General features: G+C 67.3%; 17 protein-coding genes. 8 read left to right on the forward strand and 9 right to left on the reverse strand.

Annotation, left to right across the window (positions count from 1 at the left end; translation table 11 throughout):
* Nucleotides 1-17: 17 nt before the first annotated feature.
* Nucleotides 18-506 carry a VOC family protein gene (locus GON09_RS11650; protein WP_213931915.1) on the reverse strand — a complete coding sequence of 163 codons (489 nt, stop codon included), beginning with the start codon at nt 504-506 and terminating at the stop codon, nt 18-20.
* 99 nt (nt 507-605) lie between these two features.
* Between GON09_RS11650 and GON09_RS11655 the strand changes: the two genes are divergently transcribed.
* Nucleotides 606-1,124 carry a phosphatase domain-containing protein gene (locus GON09_RS11655; protein WP_213931916.1) on the forward strand — a complete coding sequence of 173 codons (519 nt, stop codon included), beginning with the start codon at nt 606-608 and terminating at the stop codon, nt 1,122-1,124.
* A gap of 36 nt (nt 1,125-1,160) precedes the next feature.
* Here GON09_RS11655 and GON09_RS11660 read toward each other — a convergent pair whose 3' ends face one another.
* The gene (locus GON09_RS11660) at nt 1,161-1,373 is read right to left on the reverse strand and encodes a hypothetical protein (RefSeq protein ID WP_213934631.1); all 213 of its coding nucleotides are present in this window, start codon (nt 1,371-1,373) and stop codon (nt 1,161-1,163) included.
* Nucleotides 1,374-1,399: 26 nt separating this feature from the next.
* On the opposite strand from GON09_RS11660, the gene GON09_RS11665 reads away from it, so the two are divergent.
* On the forward strand, nt 1,400-1,975 hold the full coding sequence (locus GON09_RS11665) for a CGNR zinc finger domain-containing protein (RefSeq protein WP_213931917.1): 576 nt from the start codon (nt 1,400-1,402) through the stop codon (nt 1,973-1,975).
* A gap of 103 nt (nt 1,976-2,078) precedes the next feature.
* Nucleotides 2,079-2,741 (forward strand): pentapeptide repeat-containing protein, encoded by a 663-nt coding sequence (locus GON09_RS11670; protein WP_213931918.1) that lies wholly within the window; start codon nt 2,079-2,081, stop codon nt 2,739-2,741.
* A gap of 161 nt (nt 2,742-2,902) precedes the next feature.
* Here GON09_RS11670 and GON09_RS11675 read toward each other — a convergent pair whose 3' ends face one another.
* The 3 genes from GON09_RS11675 to GON09_RS11685 all read right to left on the reverse strand — a co-directional run bounded on the left by GON09_RS11675 (nt 2,903) and on the right by GON09_RS11685 (nt 6,216).
* On the reverse strand, nt 2,903-3,568 hold the full coding sequence (locus tag GON09_RS11675; RefSeq protein WP_213931919.1) for a potassium channel family protein: 666 nt from the start codon (nt 3,566-3,568) through the stop codon (nt 2,903-2,905).
* Complete coding sequence (locus GON09_RS11680; RefSeq protein WP_213934419.1) at nt 3,561-4,916, reverse strand: TrkH family potassium uptake protein; 1,356 nt, start codon at nt 4,914-4,916, stop codon at nt 3,561-3,563. The genes GON09_RS11675 and GON09_RS11680 overlap by 8 nt, the downstream gene beginning before the upstream one ends.
* 76 nt (nt 4,917-4,992) lie before the next feature.
* Nucleotides 4,993-6,216, reverse strand: a complete 1,224-nt coding sequence (locus GON09_RS11685) for an MFS transporter (protein WP_244865494.1) — start codon at nt 6,214-6,216, stop codon at nt 4,993-4,995.
* Between the two features lie 76 nt (nt 6,217-6,292).
* Here GON09_RS11685 and GON09_RS11690 point away from each other — a divergent pair, with 76 nt between their 5' ends.
* The gene (locus tag GON09_RS11690; protein WP_213931920.1) at nt 6,293-7,171 is read left to right on the forward strand and encodes a LysR family transcriptional regulator; all 879 of its coding nucleotides are present in this window, start codon (nt 6,293-6,295) and stop codon (nt 7,169-7,171) included.
* Between the two features lie 22 nt (nt 7,172-7,193).
* Here the strand turns inward: GON09_RS11690 and GON09_RS11695 are convergent, their stop codons facing one another.
* The 4 genes from GON09_RS11695 to GON09_RS11710 are packed head-to-tail and all read right to left on the reverse strand — an operon-like array spanning nt 7,194 to nt 12,044.
* The gene (locus GON09_RS11695) at nt 7,194-8,621 is read right to left on the reverse strand and encodes a xylulokinase (RefSeq protein ID WP_213931921.1); all 1,428 of its coding nucleotides are present in this window, start codon (nt 8,619-8,621) and stop codon (nt 7,194-7,196) included.
* On the reverse strand, nt 8,618-9,550 hold the full coding sequence (locus tag GON09_RS11700; protein ID WP_213931922.1) for a carbohydrate kinase family protein: 933 nt from the start codon (nt 9,548-9,550) through the stop codon (nt 8,618-8,620). Before GON09_RS11700 ends, GON09_RS11695 begins: the two co-directional genes overlap by 4 nt.
* Nucleotides 9,547-11,019, reverse strand: coding sequence for a mannitol dehydrogenase family protein (locus GON09_RS11705; protein WP_213931923.1), 1,473 nt, complete (start codon nt 11,017-11,019; stop codon nt 9,547-9,549). Before GON09_RS11705 ends, GON09_RS11700 begins: the two co-directional genes overlap by 4 nt.
* On the reverse strand, nt 11,010-12,044 hold the full coding sequence (locus GON09_RS11710) for an NAD(P)-dependent alcohol dehydrogenase (protein ID WP_213934421.1): 1,035 nt from the start codon (nt 12,042-12,044) through the stop codon (nt 11,010-11,012). The genes GON09_RS11705 and GON09_RS11710 overlap by 10 nt, the downstream gene beginning before the upstream one ends.
* A gap of 129 nt (nt 12,045-12,173) precedes the next feature.
* Here GON09_RS11710 and GON09_RS11715 point away from each other — a divergent pair, with 129 nt between their 5' ends.
* From GON09_RS11715 to GON09_RS11730, 4 genes are read left to right on the forward strand one after another with little or no spacing between them, the layout of a single operon-like run.
* Nucleotides 12,174-13,235, forward strand: coding sequence for a sugar-binding transcriptional regulator (locus tag GON09_RS11715; RefSeq protein ID WP_060651860.1), 1,062 nt, complete (start codon nt 12,174-12,176; stop codon nt 13,233-13,235).
* A gap of 11 nt (nt 13,236-13,246) precedes the next feature.
* Nucleotides 13,247-14,602: an ABC transporter substrate-binding protein gene (locus GON09_RS11720; RefSeq protein WP_238588621.1), complete on the forward strand. Its 1,356-nt coding sequence runs from the start codon at nt 13,247-13,249 to the stop codon at nt 14,600-14,602.
* Nucleotides 14,599-15,564: a carbohydrate ABC transporter permease gene (locus tag GON09_RS11725; protein WP_016693894.1), complete on the forward strand. Its 966-nt coding sequence runs from the start codon at nt 14,599-14,601 to the stop codon at nt 15,562-15,564. Before GON09_RS11720 ends, GON09_RS11725 begins: the two co-directional genes overlap by 4 nt.
* The gene (locus tag GON09_RS11730) at nt 15,561-16,451 is read left to right on the forward strand and encodes a carbohydrate ABC transporter permease (protein ID WP_374195310.1); all 891 of its coding nucleotides are present in this window, start codon (nt 15,561-15,563) and stop codon (nt 16,449-16,451) included. Before GON09_RS11725 ends, GON09_RS11730 begins: the two co-directional genes overlap by 4 nt.
* The last annotated feature ends 33 nt before the right edge of the window (nt 16,452-16,484 follow it).

Consider the following 16,484-nt stretch of genomic DNA (forward strand, 5'->3'; position numbering starts at 1 on the left):
CAGCCCCGGGGCGCCGATCAGCCGCGCGCGGCGGCCTCCAAGGCCGAGACGTCGAGCCGGCGCATCGTCATCATCGCGGCGGTCACCCGCTGCACGACGGCCGGATCGGGGTCGGCGAGCAGTTCGTTCAGCCGTTTCGGTACCACCTGCCACGACAGGCCGTACTTGTCCTTCAACCATCCGCAGGCGGATTCCTCGCCGCCGTCGGCGGTCAGTGCGTACCAGTAGTGGTCGGCCTCCTCCTGGTCGGCGCAGTCGATCTGGAAGGACACCGCCTCGGAGAACCGGAACTGCGGGCCCCCGTTGAGTCCGTAGAAGACCTGACCGTCGAGGAAGAACTCGACCGTCATCGGAGTCCCCGCCGGAACCGAGATGCCACCTCCTGTGGACTCCTCGATGTAACGGGTGATCTCACCGATCTTGGAGTTGGGGAAGATGCCGACGTAGAAGTTCGCGGCGTCCTCGGCGTTCATGTCGAACCACAACCACGGAGTGATCCTGGGCATCGTGACTCCTCGTGTCGTCGAATGTGTTCCACCGTCACGAAGGCAGACCCTGTCCGGTTCGGATTCTCATCGCGGAGCAGGAGTGGGTATACGACTTCCATGACGAAGAAGACGCGCGGTCGCGGGGAACAACCGAGGCAGCGGCACCGGCCGCCGGGCAACGCGCCCGCACCACCGGCACGGTACGTCGAGGATCCGGCCCTCCCGGCGGCCTGGCTCGTCGACATCGACGGAACACTCGCGCACATGAGCGACCGGAGCCCCTACCACTGGCACCGGGTGGGTGAGGACACCGTCTCCCCGGCGGTCGAGGCCGCGGTGCGGGCGTTCGCCGCTGCACCCGACCGGGCCGCGATCGTGCTGCTCTCGGGTCGCGACGGCGTCTGCCGGCCGGAAACCGAGGACTGGCTTGCCCGGCACGCGATCCCCTACGACGAGCTCCACATGCGAGCGGCCGGCGACAACCGGAAGGATTCGATCGTCAAGGCCGAGCTGTTCGACCGTCATATCCGGCACCGCTACCGCATCATCGCGGTGCTCGACGACCGCGATCAGGTGGTGCGCATGTGGCGGCGGATGGGACTGGTGTGTTTCCAGGTCGCCGAGGGCGATTTCTGACAGGCACTTGTACACGCCGGGTCCTCGACCGGTGGCTCAATCATCCAAGGACACTTCGATACTCAGCGCGGTCGGCGGAACGAACGGCACCCCGCCGAGATCGACGCGTCGGGCCCCGCATCCGACGCAGCGCACGTACAGCACCTGCCCGATCGACGTGGTGTGGCTCGACTCCACACTCCACGCGTGTTCGTGAGCGGGGGTCCGGGTGGGGCATTCCTGTGGGTTCCGAGCTTCGATAGCAGTCATGTCCACCACCATGATGTAATGCCCTTATGCATCTCAACCCTTACGGAGAGTATGCGGTCCTCCTCGCGGCGTCGCTGGCCGACGACTGGCCCGAGGATCGGGCAGGCATCATGGCCCGTACGCGCGAGGTGGGCATGACAATGGACTTCCCGACCGCGCCCGACGACCATCAGCGCACCCGCGAGGTCATCGACGACTGGCTCGCCGTCGTCGACGCGTCCGACCCCCGGGAACGTGCGCGCCTGCTCAACGAGCAGATGGCCACCGCAGCGGCCTATCCCCGACTGACCGATCACGACGGCGAGGGCTGGCACCTGCACTACCGCGACGAGGTCCAACCGCTCCCCGACGTGCTCCGCGCGGTGATCAGCGTCGGCACGGCACTGCATCTCACCACGCGCGGAATGCACCGCCTCCACCGGTGTGCGGCATCGGACATGCCGCGGAACCCGTGCACGGCCGTGGTCGTCGATGTCACCCGCAACGGTCGCCGGCAGTACTGCTCCGTGCGATGCGCGAATCGCGCCGCGGTACGCCGACACCGAGCGAGGGCGGCGTCGGACCGCCGACCTGCACATCCGTCGACCCGCACAGCCGAGTAGCACATCACGGCACGCGCGAATCGTCCCTCCCCGAGTCTCTGCGAACCCGGCGTCTTGGGAAGCTGAACCGCAGACACCCCACCGCTCCGGAGGCTCCGACACCATGGCCGCTCGTTCCACCACCCGCCCGCCGAGGATCGACGCTCCGAAACTCGGTGGTCTCATCGACTCCGACGGCGACGAATTGCTGGCGCACGGAATCGTCGAGAACAACCGCTACACGAACACCGATCTGTCGGAACGGGATCTGACGGGGATCGCCCTGTCCGAATGCGTCCTCTCCGCACCGATCGTCGCCGACAGCGACCTCACGAGCGCACGGCTGCGCGACATTCTGTTCGAGCGTATGCAGGCACCGAGCCTGTTCGCACCGCGCAGCAGCCTGCACCGGGTGTGCATCCAGGACAGCCGGATCGGTGCGATGGACCTCTTCGATGCGGATCTGCGCGGTGTCACCGTCGCCGACTCCAAACTCGGCCTGGTCAATCTCCGTGCCGCTACCGGACGGGACGTGCTCTTCCGGGGTTGCATCATCGACGAACTGGATCTGGGAGGTGGCACGTTCACGCGCGTCGCCTTCGAGGACTGTTCCGTCGGCGTCCTCGACGTCCACCGCGCTGTCCTGGACCAGGTCGACCTCCGCGGCTTGCGGATCGGCTCGATCCGCAACATGGGCGGGATGAAGGGAGCAACGATCGACGCCCACCAAGTCGTTGCCCTGGCAGGGCAGTTCGCCGCCCATCTCGGTCTGCGAGTGGAGGATTGATCTCGCCGACCACTCGACGGGTCGGACTCGTTCGGATGGGCCCGACGCGGCGTCGAACGACGACAACTCCCGCAACATCCGGTCCGTCGACCACGGCCAGTTGAAACTGTTGCGGCCATTGACATCGAAGAAATAACTACGGCAGCCGGCGTTGTACACCGTCAGGCCAATTCGGCGAACCGTTCGGTCTCGCGCGCCTGCCCGGAGACGATGATCGTGTCGCCGGGAGAAATCACGGTGTCGGCCGTCGCGTAGGTGAATCCCTCCCCCGGCCGCTTGATCGCCACCACCGTCACACCGTATCGACTTCGGACCGTCGTCTGCGACAAAGGCTTTCCCACAGCGAATGCCGGTGCGACGGTCTTGACCATGGCGAAGCCGTCGTCGAACTCGATGTAGTCCATCATCCGCCCACGCACCAGGTGCGCAACGCGTTTGCCCATGTCGTGCTCGGGTCGCACGACATGATGCACGCCGATCTGGGTGAGGATCCGGGCATGCGCATTGCTGATCGCCTTGGCCCACACGTCGGGTACCGCCATGTTGATCAGCGCCGAGGCCGTGAGCAGACTCGCTTCGAGGTCCGAACCGATGCCCACGACCGCTCGGCCGTATTCGTGCACCGACAACTGTCGGAGCGATTCCTCATCCGTTGTATCGGCGACGGCCGCGTGCGTGAGGCGACCCGATATCTTGTCGATCACCGCCTCGCTCGCATCGACACCGAGCACCTCGGTGCCCTGAGCCATCAGTTCGAGAGCAAGCGATTTGCCGAACCGTCCGAGCCCCAGGACGACGACGACGTCAGCGGCTGGTTTCCTAGCCAATGAAGGGCCTTTCTATGGGTAGTTCGTAGCGGCGACCGCGATCTCGGGCCGCCAATGCACTGACGAGCGTGATAGGTCCGATCCTGCCCAGATACATCAGCACCACCAGGATCAGCTGTCCCCAGGACGGCAATTGGGCGGTGATGCCGGTGGACAGCCCCACGGTCGCGAACGCCGAGGTGACCTCGAACAGCAGTACGTCGAGGTCGAACGCGGTACCGGCGAGAAGCACGAGTGTCGGCACCATCACCAGCGCCACGCCGATCAGTGCCACCGCCAGAGCTTGGCGTTGGAGACGCGGATCGATGCGCCGGTCGAACACCGTCACGGACTTCTCCCCTCGCACCTCGGCCGCGATCACGAACAACAGCAAGGCGAAGGTGGTGACCTTGATACCGCCGGCGGTGCCACCGCTCCCACCTCCGATGAACATCAGGACATCGGTCACCAGTAATGTCGCATCATCCACCTGGGCATAGTCGACGCTGTTGAAACCCGCGGTGCGCGGCATGACGCCCTGAAAGGTGGCCATGAGCAGCTTCGCGCCCCAGTCGTGGCCACGTAGGGTGTGATTCCACTCGAGAAGCAGGATCAACAGCGGGCCGACCACCAGAAGCACCGCGGTGACCACCACCGTCAACCGGGTATGCAGAGACCAGCGAGTTCGGTGTCCCCGCAGATGCCGGCCGAGTTCGAACAGCACCGGAAACCCGATGCCGCCGAGGATCACCGCAGCCATCAACGGCACACAGATCCACGGATCGTCGGCGAACCCGACGATGTTGTCACTGTAGAGCGCGAACCCGGCGTTGTTGAACGCCGAGATCGCGTGGAAGACACCCAACCACACCGCGCGGGCCGGAGTCTCGTCGTAGCCGACCGCAAAGCGGATCGCCAGTGATATCGCCACGACGGTTTCGATGAGCACGCTGGTACGCACCACACCGACGACGACGCTGCGGACGTCGCCGAGTCCGGACGTACGGACCTCCGCCGCAGCATTGAGCCGGGCCTTCAGGCCGATCCGATCTGCCAGCACCAAACCGATCAGCGAGGCCATCGTCATGATGCCGAACCCGCCTACTTGGATCAGCCCGACGATCACCCCCTGCCCGAATCCGGACCAGTAGGTGGGAGTGTCCACGACGATCAGACCGGTCAGGCACACCGCGGAGGTCGCGGTGAACAGCGCCGCCATCACGCCTGCTCCGACACCGGACTGCGTTGCGGCCGGCGTCAGCAGCAGGACCGTGCCCACCACGATCGCCGCGGCGAATCCCAGCGCCACCACCCGGGCAGGGCTGTGCGTCAGCCGGGTCGCGAGCCGCCGAATCGGCGCGGACACCACATCGGTGCGACTACTCACACCGCCGAACACTAGACCCGTCGGCCGCGAACCCGGAATCCCGGGGGACCGCTACCGTTCAGGCGTTCCCCCGGTGCTCGACGGGAGGGCACTCCCGCGCGCGCCTCACGACCCGCATCTCATGAATCCAGAGCCCCACACCGCATGCGGGGAAGACGGCACCCAGCACGCACACCGCCGTCCACCCTCCACCGAAGTACACGAGGGTGGACAGCACACTCCCGAGCGATCCCGCAAGAAAGTAGCAGGTCATGTAGGCGGTATTGAGGCGACTCCGAGCGTCGGACCGAAGCGGATAGATCAGACTCTGATTGCTGATGTGCGTTCCCTGGATGCCCAGATCCAACAGTGCGACCCCGATCGCCAACGCGGCGACATGACTTTCCCCCACGGCGAGCAGGACGAAGCTCGCCGCGGTGACGGCGACGAAGAAGCCGGTCTGGCGACGCGCATATCCCCGGTCGGCGAGAGCACCCGCCACACGGGCGGCCAACGCACCCGCGACACCGAAGAGGGTGAACATCCCGATGCGCGCATCGGACCATCCGTATCCCGGTCCGGCAAGGAGGAATCCTACACTCGTCCAGAACACCCCGAACGATGCGTACGTCAGTGCACCGTACGCGATCCGTTGCCGCAGAACAGATTCGGCGGACACCAATCGAATCACCGAAGCCAGCACCGCACGGTACCCGGCATCGGTGGTGGGGGCCGACTCCGGCAGAGTGCGGATCAACAGCACAGTGAGCAGCATCAGCGTCGCTGCGCATACGAACACCGCTCGCCAGCCTGCAACCTCGGCGATCAGTCCTGCCACCACCCGGGACAGCAGGATGCCCAGCAACAGACCGGTCATCACGTTGCCGATGACACGTCCACGTTCGTCGTCGCGGGCGAGACTCGCCGCGAAAGGCACCAGCACCTGGCCCACGACCGATCCCGTACCGACCAGGACGGCACACGCTGCCAGGATCCGCCAGTCCGGCGACCACGCCATGACCAGCAATCCGGCAGCGGTGACGAGGAGCATCCAGCGCAGGAGTGTCCGTCGTTCGACCATGTCCCCGATGGGAACGAGGAATGCCAGGCCGAGCGCGTACCCGATCTGTCCGGCCGTGACCACGAGTCCGACCTCGGCAGTGGAGGCGTCGAAGGTGTCGGCGATGGCGCCGACCAGTGGCTGCGCGTAATAGCTGTTGGCCACCACCATTCCCGAGGCGAGGGCCATCACCACGACGAGTCGACGATCCATCCGAGGCGTCGAGATATCGGTGCGTGACATGTATCAGATCGTCGAACGGCGCCCACTGATCTGTCCAACGGGATAAATCGATCGATCCCAGAAGTAGAATCGATCAATGGAGTTTCGTCAGCTCCGCCATTTCCTGGCGGTCGTCGAGCACGGTCACTTCACCCGTGCCGCCGAATCCGTGCACCTGTCCCAGTCGGCTCTCAGTGCCTCCGTCCGCGCGCTGGAGAACGAATTGGGAACACCGTTGTTCGAACGCACCACCCGCTCGGTGGTCCCGACCGATGCCGGCAGGGTGCTCTATCCCTATGCGCAGAGAATGCTCGGGGAAGCGCAGGACGCGGTGGCCGCCGTCGGACGGTTGCGGACCGGAGAACTCGGCACATTGACGCTGGGGACAGTGCAGACGTTCACCGCAGTGGACCTTCCCGCACTACTGGCGCGCCTGCACGGCAGGTTTCCGGGAATCGGAGTGACGCTGAGGGAAGCGACTACGGACGAACTTTTCGATGCCGTGACCACAGCGGAGCTGGACCTGGCGTTCGTCGCGCTCGATGCACGCCCGCTCCCGTCGGGGCTGACTGCGCTCCGGACCTACCGTGAGGAGCTGACCGTCGTCACGGCCCCGGATCATCCGCTCGCAGCCGTGACGGAAATCGACATGCACGCCCTGCAGACCTGTTCGTTCGTCGACTTCCAGGCGGGCACCGGTCTGCAGACCACGATCGAGTCGTTGTTCGCGGCCGCAGGAGTGCAGCGGCACATCACGTTCCGGGTCGGTGACATGGACCGTCTCCTCGAACTGGTCCGCTACGGTCTCGGTGTGGCGGTCGTGCCCGAACCGATCGCAGAGCGCAGCGGGCTTCGACGGATCCGCATGAACACCGGAAACCGTTGCCGCACTCTCGCACTCGTCGGACGTACCAACGCGTCCCACAGTAGGGCCGCACGACTGTTCCTCGAACTGCTCACCGATCCGATCGCGTGACGCCGGTGCCGAGCGAGTGTTCTCATCCCACCGAGGGTGTTTTCCGGGTGATCTCCGAACCGTCCGTCAGGTCCCGCACCTCCGCGTAGCGCTCCCGCACGTGCGGTGTCGGGTCGGCCTCGTAGTGGCGTGTCGCGCCGGATTCCCACGACGGGGGCTCGTCGCCTCCGCGCAGCACCCACGCCGCCTGCCTGGCGGCGCCCCGCGCCACGTACTCCCCCGGTTCGGGCACGTCGACGGGCACGCCGAGCACGGCCGGCGCCAGCTCGCATACCGCCTGCGAGCGCGCTCCTCCCCCGACGAGCAGCACACGGCAGACCTCGGTGCCCTGCGCCCGGATGTGGTCGATGCCGTCGGCCAGCGAACACAACAGACCTTCGAAGGCTGCCCGGGCGAGATGCGCGGGGGTCGCTGTGCCGAGCCGGAGTCCGTGCAGCGCTCCGGTCGCGCCGGGACGATTCGGGGTGCGCTCCCCTTCCAGATACGGGACCAGCACCAGTCCCTCACTGCCGGGCGGTGCCGAGAGCGCGAGCCGGGTGAGTTCGGCATGGTCGACGCCGAGCATCGTCGCGGTGGCATCCAGCACGCGAGCACCGTTGAGCGTGCACACCAGCGGCAGGTGCCGACCGGTCGCGTCGGCGAAACCCGCGACGTACCCGTCCGAATCATGGGCCGGGGTGGACGACACGGCGCACACCACTCCCGACGTGCCGATCGAGACGATCACGTCGCCCTCACGGACGTCGAGGGCGAGCGCGCCCGCGGCGTTGTCGCCGGCACCGGGCCCGAGTAGGGCGCCGGAACTCGTCTCGCCGACGCGCTCGGCCGGCCCGGCGACCCGCGGGAGGATGGGACTCGGCCGGCGCAGGGCCAGTTCGAGCAGGTGGTGGCGGTAGGTGTTCGTGGAGGCGTCGAAGTAGCCGGTGCCGCTCGCGTCGCTGCGATCGGTGGTCAGCCGGTCGAGGTCGCGGTCGGTGCGCATCGTCCACGTCAGCCAGTCGTGCGGCAGGCACAGCGCTGCGGTGCGATCGGCGTTGCCGGGTTCGCGGTCGGCGAGCCAGCGGGCCTTCGCGACGGTGATCGCGGCGAGCGGGACCACGCCGACGGCATCGGCCCACGCGGCCGGGCCACCGGCCTCGGCGACGAGATCGGCTGCCGCCGTCGCGGATCGCGTGTCGTTCCACAACAATGCGTCGCGGACGACGTCGCCGCGTTCGTCGAGGCACACCATGCCGTGCTGCTGCGCTCCCACCGAGATCGCCGCGACGTCGTCGAGTCCCCCCGCTTCGGAGCACGCCCGGTCGTAGGCGGCACGCCACTCCAGCGGGTCCACCGCGGTGCCGGGTGGGTGGGGGGCGCGGCCCTCGCGCACGATGCGGCCGGTGTCGGCGTCACATACGACGACCTTGCACGACTGGGTGGACGAGTCGATCCCGGCGACGAGCGTCATCGCGCCGCCTCCCGGGCTGCGGTGCGATCGGCCAGGGTGGGCAGATCGGCGCCGGCACGCGCGACGGTCAGACCGGACGTCCACGCCGCGGTGTCGAGCACGTCGCGCAGTTCGGCGATGCTGATGCCTCGCAAGCGTTCCCTCCGGTCGGCGCCGAGGAGGCCGCAGGTCCACAATCCGTCGAGCAGACCGGTGGTGAAGGCATCACCGGCCCCGACCGTGTCGACCACCTCGACCCGCACGGCGGGCACCTCGACCGTTCCGTTCGCGCACAGTGCCACCGCACCGTGCTCGCCGCGGGTCACCGCGACGATCGCCGGTCCTCGCGAGAGCCATTCCCGTGCGGTGTCGACGGGATCGCGATCGGGCGCGAACCACCGCAGGTCCTCGTCGCTGGCCTTGACGACATCGGCGAGCGAGACCAGGTGTTCGATGCGTGCCCGTCCGCGTGCGGGGTCGTCGATCAGGGCAGGTCGGACGTTCGGGTCGAAGCTCACCGTGGACGTCGTCGACTGTTGCGCAACGAGTTCGGCGACGAGATCGCATCCGGGTTCGAGCACCGTGGCGATGGATCCGGTGTGCACGAGCACAGCGTCCGCCGAGGGTGGCGGCTCGACCGGATCCCAGACGATATCGAACTCGTACTTCGCGGAGCCCTTCTCGTCGATCTCCGCCTGCGCGGTCGCGGTACGGGCGGCTGCCGCACTCCCTGGGGTCAGCGCCACACCGGAGGCGGTGAGGTGATCGACGATCCGCAAGCCGCGGGCGTCGGTGCCGACGCGTGTCGTGAACCGCACGGGCCGGCCGAGCCGTCCGAGGCCCAGTGCGACGTTGAGCGGGCTCCCGCCCACGTGCTCGACGGGAGCGGATCCGCCGCGATGGACGATGTCGACGAGGGCCTCACCGACGACGAGCGCGTGGCCGTTCATTCCGGCTCTCCTGGAAGTTCCTTCAGGGTGGCGCGTGCGCCGTCGCCGTGCAGGGCGTTCAGTGCCCACGCGTACGCATCGACGAAGCGACGGTGCTGCGCGAGATCGCCGAAGACCTCGACGTTCTCGATGAACGCCGTGGGATGCGTGAGTTGTCGTCGCGCGATCGGGACGAGCGTACCCGCCAGGCGGTCGACGACCTCGATCGGCTGCCCCTGTTCGTCGACCCCCTCGGCGTAGCGGGCCCACGAGGCGACGATCGCCGCGGACAGCACCACGTGCCCGCCGGTGGCCAGGTTCTCACGGATAACCGGCACCAGCCATTTCGGGATGCGGTCGGACGATTCGGCACACAATCGTGCGATCGTGTCCCTGATCTCGGGGTTCGCGAACCGTTGGATGAGGGTGGTCTTGTACTCGTCGAGATCGATGCCCGGCACCGGTTTCAGGGTGGGCGTCGCCTCGGTGTCCATGTAGGCGCGCACGAACCCGGCGAGGAGCGGATCCTGTGCGGCCTCGTGGACGAGTCGGTATCCCATGAGGTACGCGAAATAGCAGAGTCCTTGATGACTCGCGTTGAGCAGGCGCAACTTCATCAGTTCGTAGGGAGCGACGTCGTCGACGATCTGCACTCCCGCGTCCTCGAACGGCGGCCGCCCGTCGGCGAAGGATTCCTCGAGTACCCACGAGGTGAACGGTTCGGCAGCCACCGGCCAGCGGTCCTGCACGTCGAAGCGCTCGGACAAGGCCGAGACGACCTCGTCGGTGGTCACGGGGGTGATCCGGTCGACCATCGAGTTGGGGAACCGGACGTGTTCGGAGATCCACTGGGCGAGTTCGGGATCGACGAGTCGAGCGTACTCGGTGAAGACGCGGCGGGCGACGGTTCCGTTGCCCTCGATGTTGTCGCACGACATCACCGTCGGGGCGCGAAGTCCCCGGGCGCGGCGCCGGGCGAGAGCTTCGGTGACGAGACCGAATACCGTCGCGGGTGGTTCGCCCGAGTGCAGATCGTGTTGCACGGCCGGATCGTCGACGTCGAATTCGCCGGTGTCGTGGCGGATGTTGTAGCCACCCTCGGTGACGGTCAGCGAGATGATACGGGTGGCCGGAGCCGCGAGAAGTTCGACGACGGCCTCGGGATCGTCGGGGGCGTAACGGTAATCGACGATGGAGCCGATCACGCGCGGTTCCCACGTGCCGTCGGGGTGGGTGAGCACGAGTGTGTACAGGTGGTCCTGGGCGGCGAGCGCCTCCTGCATGCGGCGGTCACCGGGGAGCACCCCGACGCCGCAGATCCCCCATTCCTTCGCCTTCCCCTGTTCGAGGAGGCGGTCGACGTACATCGCCTGGTGCGCGCGGTGGAAACCACCCACACCGAAGTGCACGATGCCGACGGAGACGTCGTCCCGCCGGTAGCCCGGGACGGGCACGTCCAACTCCGGGAGCGTCTGCTCACTCACACGCATGATCTTCGGTCCTTTCCCGCCGGATCGGTCACGTCCACGACGGCCTTGATGTTTCCGGGTGTCCGATCGGATTCGAGCGCGTCGGCGGTCTTGTCGAGGGGGAACCGGGCGGTGACCATCGAGTCGAGATCGACCCGGCCCGACTCGACGAGTGCGAGCGCAGTCGGCCACGTGTTCGCGTAGCGGAACACCCCGGTCAGGATCAGTTCGCGGTTCTGGACGAGCTGCACCGGCAGGGTCATGGTCTCGGCGCCGGATCCGACGAGGACGACGGTGCCGCCGGGACGGACCGCGCGGATACCCGAATCGACGGCCGCAGGGGCACCGGACGCGTCGATGTAGGCGTCCACGCGCAGGGCCGCCGGGTCGTCGACGCGGGGATCGAGCGCAGCGCTCGCCCCGAACGACAGTGCGGTCTCGCGTCGTCGTTCGTCGAGGTCGGTGACGACGACCTCGACCGCACCGAAAGCGCGCGCAACCTGGGCGACGACGATGCCGACGGGCCCGGCGCCGGTGACGAGGACGCGCGAGCCTGCGGTGACGCGAGCCTTGCGGACGGCCGCGATACCGACCGACAGGGGCTCGCACAGGGCGGCTGCGTCGTCGGACACGGTGTCCGGAACGCGATGTGCGAAGGCCGCCCCGATGGTGACGTATTCGCACAGGGCGCCGTCGACGGGCGGCGTGGCGTAGAAGCGCATGTGCGGGCACAGGTTGTAGTCGCCGCGGCGCGTCTCCTCGGTGAGCGGGTCGGGACGTTGCGGTTCGATCGAGACCCGTTCGCCGATCCGGCTCTGCGGAACACCGTCCCCGACCGCGACCACGACCCCGGACGCCTCGTGGCCGAGCACGATCGGATCGGTCACGACGAACTCGCCGATCCGCCCTTCGCGGTAGTAGTGCGCGTCCGAGCCGCACACCCCCACGGTGGTTACCCGGACGAGGACGTCGCCGGGCTCCGGTGCAGGTAGAGGCCGTTCCTGCATCTCGATGCGGCCCGGTTCGAGAAGCACGGCAGCACGCATCGTGTCCGGGAGCGTCGGGCGAACTGTTGTGTGGGTCACACTCCGATGCTAACGTACTGAGCAGATACACGCACCCCTGAGCAGATGCTCACGGAGCGCGACGAAGACTGCTCGCACCAAGGAGAGCTCGTGACCGCCCCCGGCCCCACCAACATCCCGGACACGGAGAGCCCGGTATCCACCGAGGATCTCCGTCTCGCCGTGCGGGCCGCGACGCTCTACTACCTCGACGGCCTCACGCAGGCGGAGGTGGCGCAGCGCCTCGGCGTCTCCCGCCCCACCGCCGGCCGGCTCGTCGCGCGCGCTCGCGCCCAGGGACTGGTGCGCATCGAGGTCACCGTGCCACCCACCTGGCGCGACGACCTGCACGCCGAGACCGAACGGGCACTCGAGGAGCGCTACGGACTCGTCGAGGCCGTTGTGGTCGGGCGCCGCGTCGACGACGCCGGCCCGATCGAGGACTCCGCGAGCTTCACCGCCCTCGGACGCGCCGCCGCCGGCCTGCTCACCCGCCGCCTCCGTCCGTCCGACACCCTCGGATTCACGTGGGGTCCGGAGACGGTCGCCGTGGCGCAGGCCCTCCCGTCGGGTGTCGCCAGTTGCGCGACGATCGTCCAGCTCGACGGATCCATCTCCACGAGCGCCTATCAGACCGGCACCGAGTTCGTTCTCGGCCGCTGCGCCGAACAACTTCGGGCGCAACCGCTCCGGCTTCCCACGCCGCTGTACGCCGATCCGTCCACGGTCGCGTCGATGCGCACCGACTCACTGATCTCCCGCACGCTCGAGGTCGGACGCCGCGCCGAGGTGATGATCTTCGGCGTGGGCGCGGTGTCGACCTCGACCACTCTGTTCGAGGGCAGCTTCCTCGACACCGCGATGCTCCACGAACTCGACGGCCTCGGTGCGGTCGGCGAGATCGGCGGACGGTTCTTCCGCGCCGACGGCACCGCTGTGCACGGCGAACTCGAGACCCGCACCATGTCGGTCCCCCTCGACGACGTCCGCGACTGCCCCGCCACCATTCTCGTCACCGGCGGACAGTCCAAGCACCGCGCTGTACTCGGTGCTCTCCGAGGCGGTCTCGCGAACATGCTCGTCTGTGACATCGCGTGCGCTCAGTACCTGCTCGACCATCCCGACCACGCCCTCGAGAACGGCACCCCGAAGGACGAGGCACCACCGAAATGAGGTAGACCATCGTGCCTACAGCAAGAAGATCCATCCGCGCGGCCGCGGCAGGAGCCGTGGCCCTGAGCGTCGCACTGACCGGTTGTGCCGGTGCAGGATCGATCGGTACGTCCGGCCGCACCGTCACCATCGCGATGGTGTCGAACTCCCAGATGCAGGACGCACAGCAACTCGCGTCGCAGTTCGAGGCCGAGAACCCGGAGATCGACCTGAAGTTCGTCACCCTCTCCGAGAACCAGGCCCGCGCCAAGATCACCGCCTCCACGGCGATGGGCGGTGGCGAGTTCGACGTCGTGATGATCAGCAACTACGAGACTCCCCAGTGGGCGGAGTACGGCTGGCTCACGAATCTGTCACCGTACATCGAGCAGACCGACGGCTACGACGCCGACGACATCATTCCGTCGCTGCGCGAAGCACTCTCGTACGAGGGCGATCTGTACTCGGTGCCCTTCTACGGCGAATCGTCGTTCCTCATGTATCGCAAGGACCTGTTCGAACAGGCCGGCATCACGCTGTCCGACCCGCCGACCTGGACCGAGGTCGCCGAGGCCGCAGCGCAACTCGACAGCCCCGACATCAACGGCATCTGCCTGCGCGGCAAGCCCGGCTGGGGTGAGTTGCTCGCACCGCTCGACACCGTCATCAACACCTTCGGCGGACGGTGGTTCGACGAGAACTGGAACGCACAGCTGAACAGTCCCGAGGTACGCGAAGCGGTGCAGTTCTATGTCGACCTCGTCCGCGAGTACGGTCAGCCCGGTGCCGCGACGAGCGGATTCAGCGAGTGCGCAACGCAACTCGCGCAGGGCCGGGTCGCCATGTGGTACGACTCCACCTCCGCCGTCTCGACCCTCGAGGATCCCGCGTCGAGCAACGTCGTCGGGAAGATCGGCTACGCGGCCGCGCCCGTCCAGGAGAAGGACCCCTCGGGCTGGCTCTACACGTGGTCGCTCGGCATCCCCGCGAGCAGCGAACACACCGAGGACGCGTGGAAGTTCATCTCATGGATGACCGACCAGCAGTACCTGCGCACCGTCGGCGAGCAACTCGGCTGGGAGCGGGTGCCGCCGGGCAGCCGACTGTCGACCTACGAGATCCCCGAATACGCCGAGGCCGCCGCGGCCTACGGCCCGATCACCCTCGAATCCATCGAGGGAGCCGACCAGCAGAACCCCACGGTCGACCCCGTCCCGTACACGGGCATCCAGTTCGTGGCCATCCCCGAGTTCCAGGATCTCGGCACCCGGGTCAGCCAGCAGATCAGCGCCGCCATCGCCGGACGGCAGAGCGTCGAGGAAGCCCTCGACCAGGCACAGAAGTACGCCGAGGCCGTCGGCGCGACCTACCGGGAGAAGGACCAATGACCGCACCTGCAGCGCAGCGTCCCGCACCGGACGCCGACGAGCGAATCCGCGCCGTACGGGAAGCGAAGGAGGAGCAGATCTCCCGCGCCGAAGGATGGCGCCGGCGCGGACCCCTGCTCCCGGCCCTGATCTTCACGATCGTGGTCACGCAGATCCCGTTCTTGTTCACGCTGTACTACTCGACCCAGTCGTGGAACCTCGTCAGCCCCGGCTCCCGCCGGTTCGTCGGGCTCCAGAACTACGTCGACGTCTTCCAGGACAGCCAGTTCTGGCAGGTCACCCTGAACACGGTGATCCTCATCGTCGGCACGGTCCTGATCTCCGTGATACTCGGGCTGCTCCTCGCGCTCCTGCTCGACCGGGCGTTCCTCGGACGCGGTATCGCACGGACCCTGCTCATCACGCCGTTCCTCGTCACCCCGGTCGCCAGTGCGCTGATCTGGAAGACGTCGATGTTCGATCCCGTCTTCGGCATCGTCAACTTCGTGCTCTCCCCCTTCGGAGTGGGCGAGGTGGACTGGATCAGCCGATTCCCGCTCCCGGCCGTGATGGTCGCGCTGGTGTGGCAGTGGACGCCGTTCATGATGCTGCTCATCCTCGCCGGCCTGCAGTCGATGCCCCGCGACATCCTCGAGGCCGGCCGCGTCGACGGCGCCGGAGCCTTCGCACTGTTCCGCGAACTGACGCTGCCGCACCTGCGCCGATTCATCGAACTCGGCACCGTTCTCGGAGCGATCTACCTGGTGAACACGTTCGACGCGATCTATATGATGACCCAGGGCGGACCCGGCACGGCCAGCTCCAACCTGCCGTTCTACATCTACCAGCGCGCGTTCCTCGGCTTCGACATCGGCCAGGCGGCGGCAATGGGTGTCGTGGTCGTCATCGGCACGATCGTCATCGCCACATTCGCGCTGCGCCTGATCTTCACATCGTTCACCGGCAAGGAGGAAGCGGCATGAGCACCACGGCCACGCAGCCGCAGGCTTCGGACACCACGGAACCCACCGGCCGTGTCATGCGCACGGCCCGGAAACGCAAGAACCGCAAGTTCAATCCCTGGGGTGTGGTCGCGTGGATCGCCGCCATCGGATTCTTCTTCCCGGTCTTCTGGATGGTGCTCACCGCCTTCAAGCAGGAGGCCGACGCCTACTCCGACCCACCGAAGTTCTTCTTCACCCCCACCCTCGACCAGTTCCGGGCGGTGTTCGAGACCGGAGTGGGCACGGCCCTGCTCAACTCGGCCTTCGCCACGATCGTCTCGACGGTGCTGGTCCTGCTGCTCGGCGTGCCGGCGGCCTTCGCGCTGTCGCTGCGGCCGGTGAAGAAGACCAAGGACGTGTTGTTCTTCTTCATCAGCACGAAGATGCTGCCCATCGTCGCGGCGATCATCCCGCTGTACGTGATCGTCGCGAACGTCGGCCTGCTCGACAACATCTGGGCCCTGATCATCCTGTACACGGCGATGAACCTGCCCATCGCGGTGTGGATGATGCGGTCGTTCTTCCTCGAGGTCCCGGGCGAGCTGCTCGAGGCGGCGAGCATGGACGGCGCGAACCTGTGGACGGCGGTACGCGAGCTGATCCTGCCGCTCGTCTCCCCCGGCATCGCCGCGACCGCCCTGATCTGCGTGATCTTCTCGTGGAACGAGTTCTTCTTCGCCGTCAACCTGACCGCCGTCCAGGCGCAGACGATCCCCGTCTTCCTCGTCGGTTTCATCACCGGTGAGGGCCTGTACTGGGCCCGGCTGTCCGCCGCCGCGACGATGGCGGCGCTGCCCGTCGTGCTCGCGGGCTGGCTCGCTCAGAACAAGCTCGTGCGCGGCCTGTCGTTCGGCGCCATCAAGTAGACCCGATTCCCTTTACCAGCAAGGACTTCCATC

It is taken from the genome of Rhodococcus sp. B50 (assembly GCF_013602415.1).
Classification (GTDB): Bacteria; Actinomycetota; Actinomycetes; order Mycobacteriales; family Mycobacteriaceae; genus Rhodococcus.

Bases quoted from the DNA above. Each gene is read 5' to 3' on its own strand.
- GON09_RS11670 (WP_213931918.1), top strand. From the start codon at position 2,079: ATGGCCGCTCGTTCCACCACCCGCCCGCCGAGGATCGACGCTCCGAAA.
- GON09_RS11650 (WP_213931915.1), bottom strand. From the start codon at position 506: ATGCCCAGGATCACTCCGTGGTTGTGGTTCGACATGAACGCCGAGGAC.
- GON09_RS11660 (WP_213934631.1), bottom strand. From the start codon at position 1,373: ATGACTGCTATCGAAGCTCGGAACCCACAGGAATGCCCCACCCGGACC.
- GON09_RS11655 (WP_213931916.1), top strand. From the start codon at position 606: ATGACGAAGAAGACGCGCGGTCGCGGGGAACAACCGAGGCAGCGGCAC.
- GON09_RS11700 (WP_213931922.1), bottom strand. From the start codon at position 9,550: ATGAACGGCCACGCGCTCGTCGTCGGTGAGGCCCTCGTCGACATCGTC.
- GON09_RS11710 (WP_213934421.1), bottom strand. From the start codon at position 12,044: ATGCGTGCTGCCGTGCTTCTCGAACCGGGCCGCATCGAGATGCAGGAA.
- GON09_RS11725 (WP_016693894.1), top strand. From the start codon at position 14,599: ATGACCGCACCTGCAGCGCAGCGTCCCGCACCGGACGCCGACGAGCGA.
- GON09_RS11665 (WP_213931917.1), top strand. From the start codon at position 1,400: ATGCATCTCAACCCTTACGGAGAGTATGCGGTCCTCCTCGCGGCGTCG.
- GON09_RS11705 (WP_213931923.1), bottom strand. From the start codon at position 11,019: ATGCGTGTGAGTGAGCAGACGCTCCCGGAGTTGGACGTGCCCGTCCCG.
- GON09_RS11695 (WP_213931921.1), bottom strand. From the start codon at position 8,621: ATGACGCTCGTCGCCGGGATCGACTCGTCCACCCAGTCGTGCAAGGTC.
- GON09_RS11690 (WP_213931920.1), top strand. From the start codon at position 6,293: ATGGAGTTTCGTCAGCTCCGCCATTTCCTGGCGGTCGTCGAGCACGGT.
- GON09_RS11685 (WP_244865494.1), bottom strand. From the start codon at position 6,216: ATGTCACGCACCGATATCTCGACGCCTCGGATGGATCGTCGACTCGTC.
- GON09_RS11730 (WP_374195310.1), top strand. From the start codon at position 15,561: ATGAGCACCACGGCCACGCAGCCGCAGGCTTCGGACACCACGGAACCC.